Source organism: Natronosalvus halobius, from assembly GCF_024138145.1.
GTDB lineage: Archaea > Halobacteriota > Halobacteria > Halobacteriales > Natrialbaceae > Natronosalvus > Natronosalvus halobius.
In genome coordinates this window covers 2,246,682-2,261,780 of record NZ_CP099997.1, presented here as the reverse complement: position 1 = coordinate 2,261,780, position 15,099 = coordinate 2,246,682, and the positions used below count along the sequence as shown (strand labels likewise).

At 63.5% G+C, this 15,099-nt stretch carries 15 protein-coding genes; 2 read left to right on the top strand and 13 right to left on the bottom strand.

The genetic code is table 11. The features are described from left to right. Positions 1 to 7: 7 nt before the first annotated feature. The 7 genes from NGM15_RS11135 to ahbB form a co-directional block, all read right to left on the bottom strand. Positions 8 to 535, bottom strand: coding sequence for a PadR family transcriptional regulator (locus tag NGM15_RS11135; protein WP_253430770.1), 528 nt, complete (start codon positions 533 to 535; stop codon positions 8 to 10). 56 nt (positions 536 to 591) lie between these two features. Beyond that, positions 592 to 1,878: a M48 family metallopeptidase gene (locus NGM15_RS11130; RefSeq protein ID WP_253430766.1), complete on the bottom strand. Its 1,287-nt coding sequence runs from the start codon at positions 1,876 to 1,878 to the stop codon at positions 592 to 594. A 192-nt stretch (positions 1,879 to 2,070) separates the two neighbouring features. After that, positions 2,071 to 2,487 carry an LWR-salt protein gene (gene lwrS, locus NGM15_RS11125; protein WP_253430764.1) on the bottom strand — a complete coding sequence of 139 codons (417 nt, stop codon included), beginning with the start codon at positions 2,485 to 2,487 and terminating at the stop codon, positions 2,071 to 2,073. Positions 2,488 to 2,508: 21 nt separating this feature from the next. Then, positions 2,509 to 2,790: a 4a-hydroxytetrahydrobiopterin dehydratase gene (locus tag NGM15_RS11120; RefSeq protein ID WP_253430761.1), complete on the bottom strand. Its 282-nt coding sequence runs from the start codon at positions 2,788 to 2,790 to the stop codon at positions 2,509 to 2,511. Positions 2,791 to 2,839: 49 nt separating this feature from the next. Further along, positions 2,840 to 4,180 (bottom strand): glutamyl-tRNA reductase, encoded by a 1,341-nt coding sequence (hemA, locus tag NGM15_RS11115; protein ID WP_253430758.1) that lies wholly within the window; start codon positions 4,178 to 4,180, stop codon positions 2,840 to 2,842. Continuing rightward, the gene (locus NGM15_RS11110) at positions 4,177 to 4,830 is read right to left on the bottom strand and encodes a precorrin-2 dehydrogenase/sirohydrochlorin ferrochelatase family protein (protein ID WP_253430755.1); all 654 of its coding nucleotides are present in this window, start codon (positions 4,828 to 4,830) and stop codon (positions 4,177 to 4,179) included. The genes hemA and NGM15_RS11110 overlap by 4 nt, the downstream gene beginning before the upstream one ends. An 18-nt stretch (positions 4,831 to 4,848) precedes the next feature. Further along, complete coding sequence (gene ahbB, locus NGM15_RS11105; RefSeq protein WP_253430753.1) at positions 4,849 to 5,967, bottom strand: siroheme decarboxylase subunit beta; 1,119 nt, start codon at positions 5,965 to 5,967, stop codon at positions 4,849 to 4,851. A gap of 140 nt (positions 5,968 to 6,107) precedes the next feature. Here ahbB and NGM15_RS11100 point away from each other — a divergent pair, with 140 nt between their 5' ends. Next, the gene (locus tag NGM15_RS11100; protein ID WP_253430751.1) at positions 6,108 to 6,650 is read left to right on the top strand and encodes an NUDIX hydrolase; all 543 of its coding nucleotides are present in this window, start codon (positions 6,108 to 6,110) and stop codon (positions 6,648 to 6,650) included. Positions 6,651 to 6,672: 22 nt separating this feature from the next. Here the strand turns inward: NGM15_RS11100 and NGM15_RS11095 are convergent, their stop codons facing one another. Beyond that, positions 6,673 to 7,077, bottom strand: a complete 405-nt coding sequence (locus NGM15_RS11095; RefSeq protein ID WP_253438047.1) for a DUF5778 family protein — start codon at positions 7,075 to 7,077, stop codon at positions 6,673 to 6,675. A 179-nt stretch (positions 7,078 to 7,256) separates the two neighbouring features. On the opposite strand from NGM15_RS11095, the gene uppS reads away from it, so the two are divergent. After that, positions 7,257 to 8,222 (top strand): polyprenyl diphosphate synthase, encoded by a 966-nt coding sequence (uppS, locus tag NGM15_RS11090; protein WP_253430749.1) that lies wholly within the window; start codon positions 7,257 to 7,259, stop codon positions 8,220 to 8,222. A gap of 119 nt (positions 8,223 to 8,341) precedes the next feature. Here the strand turns inward: uppS and NGM15_RS11085 are convergent, their stop codons facing one another. From NGM15_RS11085 to NGM15_RS11065, 5 genes are all read right to left on the bottom strand, one after another. Beyond that, positions 8,342 to 8,986, bottom strand: a complete 645-nt coding sequence (locus NGM15_RS11085; protein ID WP_253430747.1) for a DUF7344 domain-containing protein — start codon at positions 8,984 to 8,986, stop codon at positions 8,342 to 8,344. Between the two features lie 580 nt (positions 8,987 to 9,566). Then, positions 9,567 to 10,994, bottom strand: coding sequence for an ATP-binding protein (locus NGM15_RS11080; protein ID WP_253430745.1), 1,428 nt, complete (start codon positions 10,992 to 10,994; stop codon positions 9,567 to 9,569). After that, positions 10,991 to 12,475, bottom strand: a complete 1,485-nt coding sequence (locus NGM15_RS11075) for an ATPase domain-containing protein (protein WP_253430743.1) — start codon at positions 12,473 to 12,475, stop codon at positions 10,991 to 10,993. Before NGM15_RS11075 ends, NGM15_RS11080 begins: the two co-directional genes overlap by 4 nt. Positions 12,476 to 12,720: 245 nt before the next feature. Then, on the bottom strand, positions 12,721 to 13,308 hold the full coding sequence (locus tag NGM15_RS11070; protein ID WP_253430741.1) for a response regulator transcription factor: 588 nt from the start codon (positions 13,306 to 13,308) through the stop codon (positions 12,721 to 12,723). A 171-nt stretch (positions 13,309 to 13,479) separates the two neighbouring features. Continuing rightward, positions 13,480 to 14,784 carry a helix-turn-helix transcriptional regulator gene (locus NGM15_RS11065; RefSeq protein ID WP_253430739.1) on the bottom strand — a complete coding sequence of 435 codons (1,305 nt, stop codon included), beginning with the start codon at positions 14,782 to 14,784 and terminating at the stop codon, positions 13,480 to 13,482. Positions 14,785 to 15,099 lie beyond the last annotated feature (315 nt).

Sequence of the window (15,099 nt, the reverse complement as noted above, 5' to 3'; positions counted from 1 at the left end):
CCGACGTTCAGGAGTCGGACTCGTCGATTCCCTGTCGCTCGTAGAACTCTTCGGGCGTGTCGTCGATTCGCTCGAACGTCGCATCGAAGTAGTGCTCGTGGTGACGTACCACCTGCTCGACGACCCACGCGCTGAACGTCTCGTCGAAGCGCCATTGCCCCTCGAGCTCGGGAATGTCGAACCGCTCGTCCGTCGAGAATGCGGCGTAGACGTGGAAGAAACCAAGGATCACGTCAGCGAAATCGCGCGCCTTCTCGGCGCTGTCATCTCGCCGATTCTCGAGTTCGGTCTGCCCATCGTCGGTGAGTTCGAAGTACTTCCGGTCGGGTTCGTCCTCGCGTTCGATGCGCTCGGCCCATCCCTTCTCCTCGAACTTGTAGAGGATCGGATACACCGACCCGTAGGACGGTTCCCAGTGGCCACCGCTGATCTCACGGATTTCCTTGAGAATTTCGTAGCCGTATCGGGGTTTCTCCTCGAGCAACTCGAGGACGAGGTACGCGATGATGCCTTTTGGCGGCCCACTTTTCCGCATTATGCCCTGATTTAAATCGGCGGGCATAAATGGTTTCGGTCGCCGGAAGGTGGCGTTCAGGCGCCGTCCGCGACGGCCGGGTCTGTCGATTCCGGCGACCCGTCCTCGAGGCCCTGGATGTAGCGAATCCGGTCGGGAATCGGCGGGTGGGTGTAGTGGAACGTCGCGTACCACGGGTGCGGAAACGGGTTCGAGAGGTTCTCGCTGGTCAGCCGACAGAGTCCGTCGACCAGCGGCTGGCCACCTCCCATGACCTCGGTTGCGAACGCGTCGGCCTCTCGCTCGTGGGACAGAGACAGTTTGTTCTCGAGCGGCCGGCTGAGCTTCGCCAGCGGCTGAATCCAGAGCGCGCCGACCGCGAGCCCGACGTAGGCCGTCTCCGGGAGCCCGAACATCGCGTACAGCCACGAGGTCTGGAGGAGTGCCCAGAGCGCGACGAACATTGCACCCACGCGGAGGGTACCGACGCCGAACTGCTTCCAGATGTGCGCGCGCTTCCAGTGGGCGAGTTCGTGAGCCAGGACGGCCTCGACCTGCTCGAGGGTCATCTGGTCGACCAGTGTGTCGAAGAGAACGACCCGTTTGGTCCGTCCGAAGCCGACGAAGTAGGCGTTAGAGTGCGAGGATCGCTTGCTCGCGTCCATGAGGTAGATGCCGTCACAGGTGAAGCCCGCGCGGTCGAAGACGCGCTCGACGGCTTCCCGGAGGTCGCCGGTCTCGATGGGCTCGAAGTCGTTGAACAGCGGGGCGATCACGCGCGGATAGACGACGAGCATCGTGAGCGAGAAGGCGACGTAGAGGGCGACGGCGGCGAGGGGCCAGTAGGTCGGGACGGTAGCGATAAACCAGAGGACGCCGGCGGCGAGCGCAGCGGTAATGCAGAGGCCGACGAGCGTCCCGAGGACGAGGTCCTTGACGAACAGGGCCGGCGTCTGTTCGTTGAAGTCGAACCGCTCCTCGATCACGAACGTGTCGTAGGCGTCGAACGGGAGCGAGAGCACCTGCAGGACGACCACCATGCCGGCGAAGAAGCCGACGCCGGTGACGACCGGGCCATAGCCCAGTCCCTCGAGTCCGTCCACGACGGCGGCGAGCGCCCCGGAGTAGAGCGCGGCGAGGACGAGCGCGAGGGTGACCCAGGTCTGAACCTGTGAGAGCTGGGTTGTCGCCTGCTGGTAGGCAGCCACGCGGTCGAGGTCGTCGAAGTCCAGACGCGAGGTGACCCACTCCCGCTCACGCTCGAGTGCCCGTTTGCCGTAGCGGACGTTCAGGACCGAGAGCGCGCTGAAGAACGCGGTCGTCCCGACGACCAGGAGGAGAAACGCGAGGTGATAGCCGAGCATACCCGACTTCTGTCACGCAGGTGGGTTAACGCTGTTGGTGAGGTCGGGTTCGAAACTGGTGGCAACGATCACACTCGACCTCGAGTGTGGTTCGACGGTGCGACTAACCGCCGGTTCGACGGCGCAGCTAACCGATTGATCGGTCGAGAGATCGAGGGCATCGGCCACCGGTTTGGGATCGACTCGACGGCGTCAGTCCGCGTCGGACCTGCCGGACCCATCTGGCCCGCCCATCGGATCGACGCCAACCTCGAGCGACGACCCGAAGTACTTCGAGAGGACCTCGGTGACGTCGTCGGCCTTGAACGACTCGAGGTCGTCCCCGATCGCCGATTTCAGCGCCTCGAGGTAGGGTTCGTCCGCGTAGAACGCCCGGAACTCGACGGCTTCGACTGGTTGCCCGAGTTTCTCGGCAATCAGCGCTCGAGCGTGGCGCTCGTCGCCGAGTTCGCCGCGCCAGAGGAGGTCGCGAAACAGCCGCCACCCCTGGTCGCCGGGTTCGGGTGCCGCGAGCAGACAACGTCGCTCGACGACCGGCGAATCGATTGTCAGCCCGGGGTCGACGGGCGTGAGTCTGGCTTCGACCAGGAACGCGTAGTGAGCCTCCATCGTTACGCTCTGGGCCAGGGTTCAGGCGCTGTGTTCGGACTCGATCAACTCCGCCATCTCGATGTCGTTCTCCGTGATACCGCCAGCGTCGTGGGTCGTGAGTCGAATTTCGACTTCCTCGTAGCGGATCGTTATCTCGGGGTGGTGGAACTGTGATTCAGCGATTTCGCCGACCATCTGGGCGAAGTTCACGCCGCGAAGGTAGTCGTCGAACTCGTAGACGCGAACGATTTCGTCGCCCTCGCGGTCCCACGTTTCCGGGAGTCGGTCCGAGATCTCGTCGTCGGAAAGTACGTCCGCCATAATCCCTCGAACGCAAGCCAGTGAAATAACGATTGTGCCGACGACCGCCTCAATCGTCGTCGAGTGCGCCGATCGAAGCGTCCTGGTCGGCGGTCGCCTCACTCGCGACTGCCGCTGTTCTCGCACCGGCTGTAACGACCTCGTCGCCACCGAAGTCCGGATCGAACAACTGCAGGGCCGTGTTGATCGTCGCCCAGTCGTCTTCGGCGGCGGCCTCCCGCAGGCTCTTCGTCGGCGGGGCGAGCAACTGGCCGACCAGCGCGTCGGCCATCGCCTCGATGATCTCGTGCTGGTCGTCGGTGAGTCCCTCGTCGGTCGCCTCGAGTCGCGAGAGCGCCGTCTCGAGTTCTCGTCGTTTCAGGCGTTCGGCGGACTCGTACATCGCTGCAATCACCTCGTCGGCGCGGGCACGCTTGTACTGCGCACAGAGGTGGTCGAACTCCGCGGCGACGATGGCTTCCACGTCGCGAGCGGCGTCCAGGCGCTGCTCGCGGGTTTCCGCGGTGAGCTCCTCGAGGTCGTCCAGGTCGTAGAGCGTCACGGTCTCGAGGGACCCGGCGGCAGGGCGAACGTCGCGAGGCTGGCCGAGGTCGACGACGACCTGCTCGCGCGCGCCAAGGTGAGTCGGCTCCAGGACAGGGTCGGCGCTGCCGGTCGCCGCGACGACGACTCCCGCGTCGGACGCGGCCGCCTCGAGCGTCTCGAGGGAAACGGCCGTCCCCTCGACTGAGAGGTCGTCGACCAGGTGTTCGGCGTGGGGGACGGTTCGGTTGGCGACGACGACCTCGCCGACGCCTGAATCGGCGAGGCTGCGAGCGGCGAGTTGCCCCATTTCGCCGGCACCGACGACGAGGGCGGTTTCGCCCTCGAGGTCGAGGGCCGTCGCGGCGAGTCGGGTCGCGGCCGAGCCCAGGGAGACGACGCCCTCGTTGATCGCCGTTTCGGTGCGGGCGCGTTCCCCGGCCCGGATGGCTTTGGTGACGGCTCGCTCGAGCAACTCGCCGATGCCGCCGCCGGTACGGGCGTCCTCGTAGGCGGTCCGAACCTGCCCGATAATCTGGTCCTCGCCGACGACGACCGACTCGAGGCCGGCGGCGACCCGGAGGAGGTGTCTGAGACTCGACTCGTGGTCGCTCGCGATGATCGCATCCGCATCGACGCCCTCGAAGAACGCCTCGAGGGCTGCCCGTCCGTCGGCCGGGTCGGCGGTGACGACGTAGGCTTCGACCCGATTACACGTCGAGAGGACGTACGCCTCTTCGACGTTTGGGGCGGACACCAGGGTGCTCACGGCCAGTCGCTGTCTCTCGGGGCTGGCGGCGGCGATGTCGTCGATGCCGCCGCTCTCGTGGGTCACCCGCATTCCGGAAACGACGCCCGCGCGGATCACCGCGACTCACCACCCAGTCGTTCCTCAGCTAGCACGTCGTCGATCACTTGCCGGTGGTTGGTGGTACCCGTACGTAAAGCTGTCCAAACCGACGACGTATTGACGACGTCTGTGACGACCTGCCGCCGTCGTTCGGGGTCGACACCGTGGGCCTTGAGTTCCGCTCGCAGCTCCGCGAGCAACGTCGCCATCTCGCCGGCGCCTGCCAGCGCGTCCTCGAGTTCCTGCCTGAGGTACTTGCTCAGCGCGGGTGCGGTTCCCCCGGTTCCGACGGCGACGGTCACGGGCGGGTCCTGGACGGTCGCGGGCACGACGACGCTTCCCGGGTCGCGCGATCCGGCCCTGTCGGCCCGGTTGACCAGGACGCCGCGATCTCGAGCGGCGGCGACGACGGCGTCGTTGACCGCCTCGTCGTCGGTTGCGGCAACGACGAGCGCGGGGTCGTGGCGCTCGAGCCAGCCTGCTACGTCCGGAGGGTCGGGAGCCGCTCGAATCCGCTCGGCGTCACCGAAGTCGGTCGCGGCGAAGTCGGGACTGACGACGTACACCTGCGCCTCGCGGGCGAATCGGCGAGCCTTTCGTGCGCCGACGGGGCCGCCGCCGAAGACGAGGACGGTCGCGTCCGTGAAGTCGTGAAACAGTGGGATCATCGGTAGCGTCTCGAGGAGTTATCGCGACGTCGCCTCGGGTTGCGTCTGCGTGTCCGTGTCCGTCTCTGTTCCCGTCTCCGACTCGGTATTTGCGTCCGCCCGCTCCGCGAGTCTGATCCCGGTCTTCTTCAGGATCTGCGTCGAGAACAGGGTGTCCCAGTCGTCGTCCGTGACGTCCCAGTACTCGGCCATCGTCTCGCGAACCTGTTCGACGCGTCGGTCGCTCTCGGCTTCGCTCCGACCGTGGGTCATCGCGAAGACGTTGTACGGCCAGACGCCCTCGTGGCGCGGGCGCTCGTAGCAGTGGGTGACGAACGGCAGGGCGGCCACCTCGGGACCGACCGCCGAGACCATCTCGTCGGGGACGTTCCAGACCGTCATCCCGTTTTCCGTGTAGCCGAGCGCGTAGTGATTCGGGATCACGCCGATCCGTCGGATCTTCCCTTCCCGGTCGAACCGGGCGAGCGTCTCGAGCGTCCACTCGAGGTCCTTCCCGATGGCTTCCGCGACGTCGGCGTAGGGCGTCTCGGTGATCGGGAACCCGTCCTGAACCTCGAGCACGAGGTCGCGCTCCGCGGGTGTCAACGATGCGCGGTCGATCGGCTCGACGGCGGGGCCCTGGTGAGTGAGGTCGAGACCGCCGTCCTGGAGGGGGCCGTCGACGTAGAATTTCGCCTCGACGCGGAACTCCTGGAGTTTGGGCAGGTTGTACGTCTCCTGGCCGGTCTCGGCTTCGATATCTTCAAGCACTCGCTCGACCTCGGCCTCATCTGCTACTGAGACGACGAACCAGACGTTCAGGTGCGGATGCTCGCGCTCGTAGTTGTGCGCCACCTCGCGGTGGTCGTTGACCGCCTCGACGACCTCGTCGAACCGGTCTTCGGGGGCGTGCATGGCGACCAGGGTCGCCGCGCCGCCGATCTCCTGGGCGTTCACGAGGGGGCCGAACCGGGAGAGCACGCCACGCTCGTCCAGGTCGGCCACGGTCTCGAGGAGTTCGCTCGCGGTGATCTCGACCCCGGCCTCGCGCATGGTGGTCGCCGCCGGTTCGAAGGGCGATTCGACGACCGGAAAGCCGCCCTGGAAGGCGTTGACGACCGCCCGTTCGCGCTCGGTGAGGTCGACGTCCGTGTTCATGCACGGGTGTCGGGACGGACGGGACATAAGGGCCTCGGGACGGCTGGACGACCCGGGACCACCCCGCCGACGGGCCGAGCGCTTCGGACAGATAGAGTCAATTAGAAGACATTATTACCGGGGCTCGCCCACGGTCACGTATGGACTCGAGCGAGTGGCGCGGGTACGCCGACGCCACGGTCACCGACCCTCGAGCGGCGTACGACGACCTGCTCGTTCGACGCGACGGTGAGACGGTCGACGCTGACGCGTTCGCGGCGGCGACGGAGGTGGAGGCCTATCGATCCGGTTGGGTCGCCGTCGGCACCGTTCTCGACGACAACGGGCGTCTGCTCCTGATCTACCAGGAGAAGGACGAACAGTGGTTCCTCCCGGGTGGGACGCTACGTCCCGACGAATCACTCGAAGAGGGGCTGATCCGGGAGGTCCACGAGGAGACCGGCATCGCGGTCACCCCGGAGCGCCCGCACGCGGTGGCCCGGTGGGAACTCCGCCACGAAGACCGACGCGTGGGATTCCGCGTCGTCAACTTCGAAGCGACTCCCGAGGGGACGGAACCCGCGTCTGATCCCGGCGTCGAGGACGAGTCGATCGGCGAGGTACGGTGGGTCGACTCGTTGCCGGATCGCGTCTTTCAGCGCGAACTGACCGAAACGGTCCTCGAGCGAGTTCGCGAGCGCTGACTGTGGGTACTCACGGCGCGGCTCACTCGCCTTCGACGCCCGTCATGTCGTAACCCAGTTCCTCGATATCCTCGAGGATCGCCTCGTGGTCGGCGCTCGCCTCGTAGTATATCACGACGTCGAACGTCCCCTGGCGCAGTAGCTGCTGACACTCCCAGACGAACTCCTCGTCCTGGAGGGTCAGCCCCTGGTGCTGGTTCGAGGAGAAGTTCGGGTCGTCGTTGCCCGAGTAGACGAAGCAATCTTTCGGGTCGTGACCCGCGTGCTCGGCGATGACGTCGCCGACGTCGATCGTTGCCTGCATCATCTGGACGTCCTCGTCGGAGCCGTACTCGGTGTGAACGACGGCCCCGTTGAGCTGGATGTCCCCTGGCTCGAGCAACGCCTTCGTCCGCTGGTAGAGGTCCTCGTCGATCGCGTTTGCCATGCCTCGAGGGTTCGTGCGCCGACGGATAGCCGTCACGGTTCGCGTTCGGGCGGCGACCGCGTCGCCGGCACCCCCTTTCGTAACCGCAGCCACGAGCGCGGCCCACGCCCCCTCGAGCGCACCGTTTGCGGACGAAACACACACAAGAACCATAACGATAGCCATTCTTGGTACCGACGATGAGGAGTTGGCTTCGCCGGCGAATCAACTGGGGCTACGAGCGGCTGCTTTCTAGTGAGGTCTCCGGCGCACCGACGCACGTCGCCGTGATCCAGGACGGGAACCGCCGCTACGCCCGGCAACACGGTGACGACGCCCCCGACGGACACCGGGCCGGTGCCAACACGACCGAGCGAGTCCTCGAGTGGTGTCAGGAGATCGGCGTCGAGGAACTCACCCTCTACGCGTTCTCGACGGAGAACTTCTCCCGACCCAAGCACGAACGGGAGGCGCTGTTCGACCTCCTCTGTGAGAAACTCCGGGAGTTCGCCGACGCCGATCGCGTCCACGACAACGGCGTCTGCATCCGCGCCATCGGCGACATCGAACGCCTCCCATCCCGGGTTCGCGAGACGATCGACTACGCGGAGTCGCGGACGGCCGACTACGACCGATTCGTGCTCAACATCGCGCTGGCCTACGGCGGTCGAACTCACCTGCTCGAGGCAGCTCGGAGCGTCGCTCGGGACATCGAGGCGGGGACGCTCTCGCCGGCGGACATCGACGTCGAGACGATCGACGAGCGCTTATACGGGCAGTCGGTTCGCGACGTGGATCTGATCATCCGAACCGGAGGCGACGAACGAACCTCGAACTTCCTGCCCTGGCACGCCAACGGGAACGAAGCCGCAGTCTACTTCTGTGCGCCGTACTGGCCGGAGTTCTCCAAAGCCGACTTCCTGCGCGGGATCAGGACCTACGAACACCGCGAGGCGTCCTGGCGACGGACGCGCGCCCGACGGGCGCTGGCCCTGCTGGGTGCCGTGAGCGAACCCGAACTCGCCGACGCGCGGGCGATCCTCTCGCGGTTTCGCGATTCCTTGCCGACGGCCGAACAGTCGGCAGTCGACGAACTCGAGAACGTGAGCGCCGATGCCGACGGACGGGTCGAAACGGTCGACTCGAACGGGCGAGTGGCGGACTGATCGGCTCCGCTACCGGGAGAGCGTTCACGTAACGGCGAGTCGGCGTACCGTTCGGCGACCTGTGTGCAGTTGCGACTCGAGAGCGTAACGCCACCGCGACGAGCGACGATAAAAGGTGCTTACGACTGGTCGGTTCGGCCGAAGACGCCGTCGTTGAACTTCTCCGCCGTCATCAGGGTGTACCCCAGGAGCCCGACGGCGAACAGGATGGCCATCGAGAGCGGCGAGAAGGCCGTGACCTCGAGGATGGCACCGAGGAACACCATCGCCGAGACGCCGGTGAAGCCCACGAAACGACCCGATGCGAAGTCGGGGCGTGCGCTGGCGTCCGGCCCCTGACCGTCTCCGTCCCGTTCGGCGTCGATGTATCGGTCCATCTCGTCGGCGAGGGGTTTCCGCTCGACGATGCCGCGACTCTGGTTGTAGTCGATGATCCCGGCCTTGTCCAGCTTGGGCAGGTGGGACTGATAGAGCGGGATGTACACGCGCTGGCGCTCCTGTGAGGACAGTTGCTCGACCGTCGTGTCGTTCTCCCAGGCGGCCACCTGTTCTGCGATGTCGGGCATGCGTACGGAATCGTCCTTCCCCTGCAGGAATTGCAGGACGAAGCGACGACGCTCGTTTTGCAGCAGGTGGAAGATTTCGTCCTTCGAAAGGGCGGGTTCTTCCTCCGCGTCCGCGTCTCCGGACGCGGGTCCGCTGATGGGGGATTCGTCGACGGCCGGTGTGTCGTGCGTCGTGGATGCGGTTCGTGACTGACTCATCATCAGGTACGATAGCGGAGAGGGTAATAAAGCAATAAACCCCATCCAGTAGATTTCGAACAGTTGCAGTGACCTCTACAATCGTTTCCGCCGTTCGAAAACTGTTGCAGAATCCAAAACCCACAGCAGTGGCGGCAATACCTGGAAAACGTAAACGGTTCTTACCGAGGCGTAAACGTTGCTTGCAATTTGCGTTTTTCGTGCCATTTCACGCGCTTTCAGGAGTTTGCCCCGCAATTGCCCGGGACGGCCGTAAGATATATAGGTAGGCCTCGGGCCGGGTATTACTCATCAGTATCTCTATGAGTCAGACGCGGTCGAAATGCCCGTCGTCTCGATTGCGTCGAAACGGAAGTCCCGTTCGGCGAAGTTCACTCACGACCTGTGTCGAACTCGTCTCTGTCACATATTCGGACTGAACCGCATTCGGACTGTACCGCGCACGGCGTCACACAGAGACATTGGTACTCACCTGGGGCGACGCCACTCGAGATCTGAAAGGCAAGTTCTCGAGCGCATCGCATCGTCACCTGGACACTCGCTCGTGACCTGGAGTCTGGCATTGAAGGCGGGTTCCTGCTCACGAGAGGGACAGTCCGTCAATCTCGAATCGCGCGCCGGTCTCGCTGCCGACCGCTTCGATCTCCCACCCGTGTGCTTCGATGATCTGCTTGACAATCGGGAGGCCGAGGCCGGTCCCCTGGCCTCCGGTCGTGAACCCCCAATCGAAAATCGTTTCGCGGACGTCGGGGTCGATGCCGGGGCCGTCGTCATCGACGAACACGCCCGACCGCCCGTCTTCGAGCAATCCGACCCGCACCGTCACGTCGTCCGCCGCGTGCTCGATGGCGTTTCGAAACAGGTTCTCGAACACTCGCTCGAGCCGATCGACGTCCGCTTCGACGGTTCCGGACAGTGACTCCGTTCGGAGGGTCGCCTCGGGTGCAGCCACCTGCGACCAGGCGTCGTCGACGACCGCGTCGAGCGGGACCCGTTCGGTGACATCGAGCGTCTCGCCCTCTCTGGCGAGCGAGAGCAGTTCGTCGATCATCTCACTCATCCGCTCGAGCGAGTCGTCGATCTGATCGAAATCCTCCGTCTCGTAGCTCTCTCGTGCGATGGAGAGGTACATCTGGGCGATGCCGAGCGGATTTCGAAGCTCGTGAGCGAGAATGCTCGCGAACTCGTCGAGGCGCTCGTTCTGGCGCTCGAGTTCGCGTTTCTGTCGGCGCTGTTCGGTTACGTCGCGAAAGGTTCCGATGATCTCCTCGAGTTCGTCCTCGGTGTCGATCCTGGAGGTGTTGACCTCCGCAATTCGACGGCGACCGTCGACGGTTCGGTACGCAACTTCGCGTTCCTCGTCCCCTGCCTCGTCCACCGGACGAAGCTGTTCGAGAACGTCGTCCGAAAACGCGTCGAGGTCCTGCAACCGCTCGCCAACGACCTTGGTGGGCTCGAGCCCCATCTTCGCGCAAAACGCCCGATTGACCTCCTGGACGAGGCCGTCGGCTCGGAAGACGAACGCCGGATCCGGTGCCGTGTGAAAGAGCGTCTGGAATCGCTCGTGACTCTGTCGCTTTTGCTCGGTGAGCACGACCGACTCCCGTCGTTTAGAGAGGAGATCGTCGATCTGCTCGCGCAACTCGGCTTTCCTGACCGGGACCGACACGACCGCGTCGATACAATTTCGGTCCAACGCAGTTGGGGTGTGGGATCGATTCGTGATCAGCAGGTACGGCAAGAACGTCGGGCGAACGGCTTCCTTCCGGGACGTACACCACTCCTCGAGTCGTCTGAACGCCCCTTCGTCGACGATACAGAGGTCGAAGGATACGTCGACTGTCTCCACGACGTCGGGGACGACGACATCGTATCTCGGCGTTAACCAGTCGACGAGCAACTGCCGGTTCTGATCGTGATCGACGAGCATCAAGACTCGCGATCGGGGCGTGACGGCCGACTCGTCGTCGCTCGCCGCCCGTCTCTCACCGGTCGACGATGGAGTCATTCTCCTGGATAGAGGGTTGAATCGGGGTGGCTGGATCGTTCGTCGGTTCGTGTTGGAATCCCGCTGAGAATGCCCTGGAGATTTCTGAGGGGTTCGCCGACCTTGATGCCGTGACTCGAGATCTCGAACTCGCGCATCGTCCGCTCGAAGTCGCTCGTACGCTTTTTCAATACACCGATGACTTTCTTCATTTCACCATCGACTTCGATGTACCGTAGGAAGATGATGTTGTCGGAGAGGTAGCTGATGTCGACGTCGGTCGCTTCGAACTGACTCGTCACTGTCCCGACCTCCTCGACGAGGATCACGGTTACTCCCCTGGACTTCAGGTACCGACCCAGTGAGTGAAGCTTTCGAATGAGCCGTTCTCGTTCGCCGCGCAGCGAGAGTCGGTACCCGTTGATGCCGTCGATCATCACGATCTTCGTGTCGTTTTCCTCGACCTCGCGTCGTACCTCGTGTGCAAACTCCTCGGCGGAGCGGTTGAGCGGTTCAACTTCCTCGACGGCGAGCGTCCCGTGTTCGACCATGTTCGTGACCGGGATGTTGACGTTCTCGGCTCGCGTGAAGAACGTCTTCTTGGTCTCCTCGAACATGTAGATGACCGACCGCTCACCGCGTCCAGCGGCCTCTTTCATGAACTGGGCGCCGGTCGTCGTCTTTCCAACGCCGGTCGGCCCGCTGATGACGGTGATCGTCCCCCGGTCGATACCGCCCATCAATAGTTCGTCGAACGCCGGAACACCGGACTGGACCGTTCCCAACCCAGCATCGGCGGCCTGCTCTGGAATCGTGAGGCGGGGAAACACGTCGACGCCGTCGTCTCGAATTCGAAGCGAGTGTGGGCCCCGCCTGGCGTCCGACCCGCGAAGTTTCGGGACGGAGACCGTCCGCCCGTGCTCGGTATTGTCGAGGTGAAACGTCCCGTCGCTCAGAAACTGGAGGTCGTCGTCGGAGGCTCCCTCCATGTGCTGGGACGTGAACATCACGGTGGTGCCCATGTTCTGCAAAAATCGCATGAAGGAGATGACCTGCTGGCGGAACTGGTACTCGTCGGGGACGAGGTGACGAAGTCGCGTGATCGGATCGATGAATACGCGACTCGGCTCGACCTCTTCGATCCGGGCGGTCACTTCGTCAGCAAACGACTCCTGGTCTACCTCGTCGGGGGAGAATATGCTGTAGTTCTGTGACTCGCGGAACAGATCTGAACTCGGACTCATGTCCAGGAATTCGACGGCGGACAAATCGAGGCCGACGGACTCGGCATTTCGTTTGATGTCGGCCGTGGACTCTTCGAGGTTGATGCAGAGGACGTCCTCGCCGTTTTCGGCTCCCGCGAGCAGGAAGTGCAGGCCGATCATCGTCTTCCCCGTTCCCGGGTTTCCTCGTAGCAGGTAGCTTCTGTTCGGGATCAATCCGCCGTCGATAATCGTGTCGAGACCGGTGATTCCGGTCGAGATTCGATCTGCTGATGGCATGGATACGCTCGTTTCGTCGTGATGAGTGGGTTTTCGTCTCTGTGTTCGATCAATCCTCGAGCGGCCTCACGGGAACCGATTCGTTCGGCGTTCGGCGTTCGGCGTTCGGCGTTCGGCGTTCGGCGTTCGGCGTTCGGCGTTCGGCGTTCGGCGTTCGGCGTTCGGCGTTCGAATCGTCATCGAGTACACAGGCTGTGGCGCAGTACCGTATCCCCACCCAGCCGACCCGACGAACGACGGACGAATCAGTGGTTGTGGAACTCCGCACGGAGATCTTCGTCGTCCAACTCCATCGCCGTGGCCGAGAGGTCCGCTCGCAGGGAATCGACCTGATCGGCGAGCTCCTGGTACTCCTCGTTCGATGAGAGGTCGTCTTCGTTCTTTTTCGCCTCCAGCGACGCCTTCTTCGAGGCGAGCGAGAGGAACTGCTGCATCTGTTCGTCGTACGTCGACCGATCCAGCAGTTTCGAGACTGTCTCCCGGAGTTCGCTCGGCTCCGAAACCGGCTTTTCCAGGTACATGTCGAACCCCATGTCGATGATGTCGAAGTCCGGTTCGACGGCCGAGACGATCGCAACCCGACAATCCAGGCCGCGCTCTCGGATCGTCTCCAGGAGTTCGTCGCCGGAGACGTCCGGCATGCGCCGGTCGAGAAGAACGACGTCGACCCCCTCGTCGAGGTTCTCGAGTGCACCCGGGCCGCTGTTTGCGGCCCTGACCTCGTAGGTTCCTTCGAGCCACCGTGCGTATGCACTGGTAATTGCGGGCTCGTCGTCGACGATGAGCACCGTCCCCCCATTCGAGTCGTCTGCTGTGTTTGTTGATGTCGCCATGTATTATACAGGAAAGATGTTGTCGCTTTGGTCGTATTTAACGCTCTTTGGTATCTGCTTACGTACCTTAGTAATTTCGGCCATCCCAACCAATCCCGGTGTGTCCCATTCAGCGTTACCGGGGCGTACACGCGATCTTGGGCGCGGTCGTGTCGACTGACAGCAGACGACCTATTCGCCTTTCAGCGGCGTCGTTCGTTCGCTCGACGTGCCGGATGGGGAGACGGCCGCGTCGGGTTCGTAGCCGGCGAGGAAAACGAGGTTCCCGCGGCCAACCTGCACGCGCGTGATCAATCCTTCTTCCTCCATGCTCGAGAGTTTGCGACTGACGGAGGAACTCGACCACTTGGTCTCCTCGACGAGGTCCGACTGTCGCATTCGGCCGCCGGACTGGGCAACCAACTGCTGGATCTGTTCTTGGTCCGTCAGCAGCGGATCGTCCGACTCGGGCGCCGCCGACTGTTCGACCGATTCACTCGTCCCGTTCGACCCGTTCTGGGACGGTGCCGGCGGTTCGGTGCCGGCGTCGCGGGGTGGCTGGTTCGTTTCCGTATCGAGCGATCCGTTAGTCACGGAGCCGGTTTCGCTCCCGTCGGGCGTCCGGTCGTGTGTTTGCTTCAGAGCGCTGTCGCCTCTACCGTCTCCGTCGCTTCTGTTGCTTCCATCGCCGGACCAGAGCGAACTAACCCACGTCTTGAACTCGGTGAGCGGCGAGTGGTCGTCTCCGCCGCTGTCTCGTCGCGGTTCGTGGGGGCGTTCGACGTCAGGCGCACGGTCATGAGTCGACTGGTCCAACGTCGCCTCCGACTCCAGATCCGGCTCTACCGAGTCGTGGTCGTGGGGGGCGTCTACACGTGACTTGCTCCCGACGAGTGTCCACTCGTCCTCACCGCTTTCGGTCTGGCTGACCTCGGCGACGACGTCGAAGAGCACCGAGAGTGTGTTGATCGTTTCCTCGTCGTGGATCGTGGGATCCATCTGGTAGTACCCGATCGCTCCAGCAGCCTGCACGCGGTGGATGAGAATGTGCAGATATCGAAATGCGGTGTCGAAATCGATGTACTCGAGCAGGATCGTCAACGTCTGGACGGAGATGACCGACTGCCCGCCCTCGTCTTGCCAGCGTTTCAGTTCGTCGCCGAGGTGGGTGACGACGTCGATGGGGTCCTGTGGGCTCGCACGAACCGTGTTTATCGTTCCCGGTCGCTGCTGGTCGGTACTAATCTCCTCGCCAGGTTCCGATCCGTTGTGGATGAACGTGATTTCGTTCGGTGGGCCGTTGTTGGCCGCTTCCCAGTCCGTCAACCACATGCTCGGTGGCTGCGTGTACGTCACGACAGCCATGTTCGTCCTGGATGGGTTGGTCGTCGAAAGCAGCTCGGAAAACGCTTTCGTCCCGTGTGGGGTGAGCGGTGAGAGAACGAGAACGTTCGTTCCCTCCTGAATGTGCTCTCGTTTGAATTCCTCTAATTTCATACGCGTCTTAGTCACCGTTTATCATCTGACTGATGCCTCGACAGGGACAGGGTTCCGTGTGCCCCTCGTCGTTCCTCTGACCGACCATCACTCGCCGGTGTGGTCGGTGTCGCCGATGGCCGTCGCGATCGGTCGCGGTCGGGCCGTCGTTTGCCCCCACGGTATACGGCTGCCGCTGGATTTGGTTGCCCATCGTTCGATGGACGACTCGACTGAACCACGCTACCGTTACGTTTTCTTGCCATTTGTCCAGACAGCACGCGTCTCGTCGTGATTGTGCTCGTGTAGCCGTTCTCCACCCGTCGAGGATTGGTT

Excerpts from the sequence above, each read along its gene's own strand:
- ahbB (WP_253430753.1), bottom strand. The coding sequence starts at position 5,967 with ATGAACACGGACGTCGACCTCACCGAGCGCGAACGGGCGGTCGTCAAC.
- NGM15_RS11065 (WP_253430739.1), bottom strand. The coding sequence starts at position 14,784 with ATGAAATTAGAGGAATTCAAACGAGAGCACATTCAGGAGGGAACGAAC.
- NGM15_RS11070 (WP_253430741.1), bottom strand. The coding sequence starts at position 13,308 with ATGGCGACATCAACAAACACAGCAGACGACTCGAATGGGGGGACGGTG.
- NGM15_RS11095 (WP_253438047.1), bottom strand. The coding sequence starts at position 7,077 with ATGGCAAACGCGATCGACGAGGACCTCTACCAGCGGACGAAGGCGTTG.
- uppS (WP_253430749.1), top strand. The coding sequence starts at position 7,257 with ATGAGGAGTTGGCTTCGCCGGCGAATCAACTGGGGCTACGAGCGGCTG.
- NGM15_RS11075 (WP_253430743.1), bottom strand. The coding sequence starts at position 12,475 with ATGCCATCAGCAGATCGAATCTCGACCGGAATCACCGGTCTCGACACG.
- lwrS (WP_253430764.1), bottom strand. The coding sequence starts at position 2,487 with ATGGAGGCTCACTACGCGTTCCTGGTCGAAGCCAGACTCACGCCCGTC.
- NGM15_RS11110 (WP_253430755.1), bottom strand. The coding sequence starts at position 4,830 with ATGATCCCACTGTTTCACGACTTCACGGACGCGACCGTCCTCGTCTTC.
- NGM15_RS11100 (WP_253430751.1), top strand. The coding sequence starts at position 6,108 with ATGGACTCGAGCGAGTGGCGCGGGTACGCCGACGCCACGGTCACCGAC.
- NGM15_RS11120 (WP_253430761.1), bottom strand. The coding sequence starts at position 2,790 with ATGGCGGACGTACTTTCCGACGACGAGATCTCGGACCGACTCCCGGAA.
- NGM15_RS11130 (WP_253430766.1), bottom strand. The coding sequence starts at position 1,878 with ATGCTCGGCTATCACCTCGCGTTTCTCCTCCTGGTCGTCGGGACGACC.
- NGM15_RS11135 (WP_253430770.1), bottom strand. The coding sequence starts at position 535 with ATGCGGAAAAGTGGGCCGCCAAAAGGCATCATCGCGTACCTCGTCCTC.
- NGM15_RS11080 (WP_253430745.1), bottom strand. The coding sequence starts at position 10,994 with ATGACTCCATCGTCGACCGGTGAGAGACGGGCGGCGAGCGACGACGAG.
- NGM15_RS11085 (WP_253430747.1), bottom strand. The coding sequence starts at position 8,986 with ATGAGTCAGTCACGAACCGCATCCACGACGCACGACACACCGGCCGTC.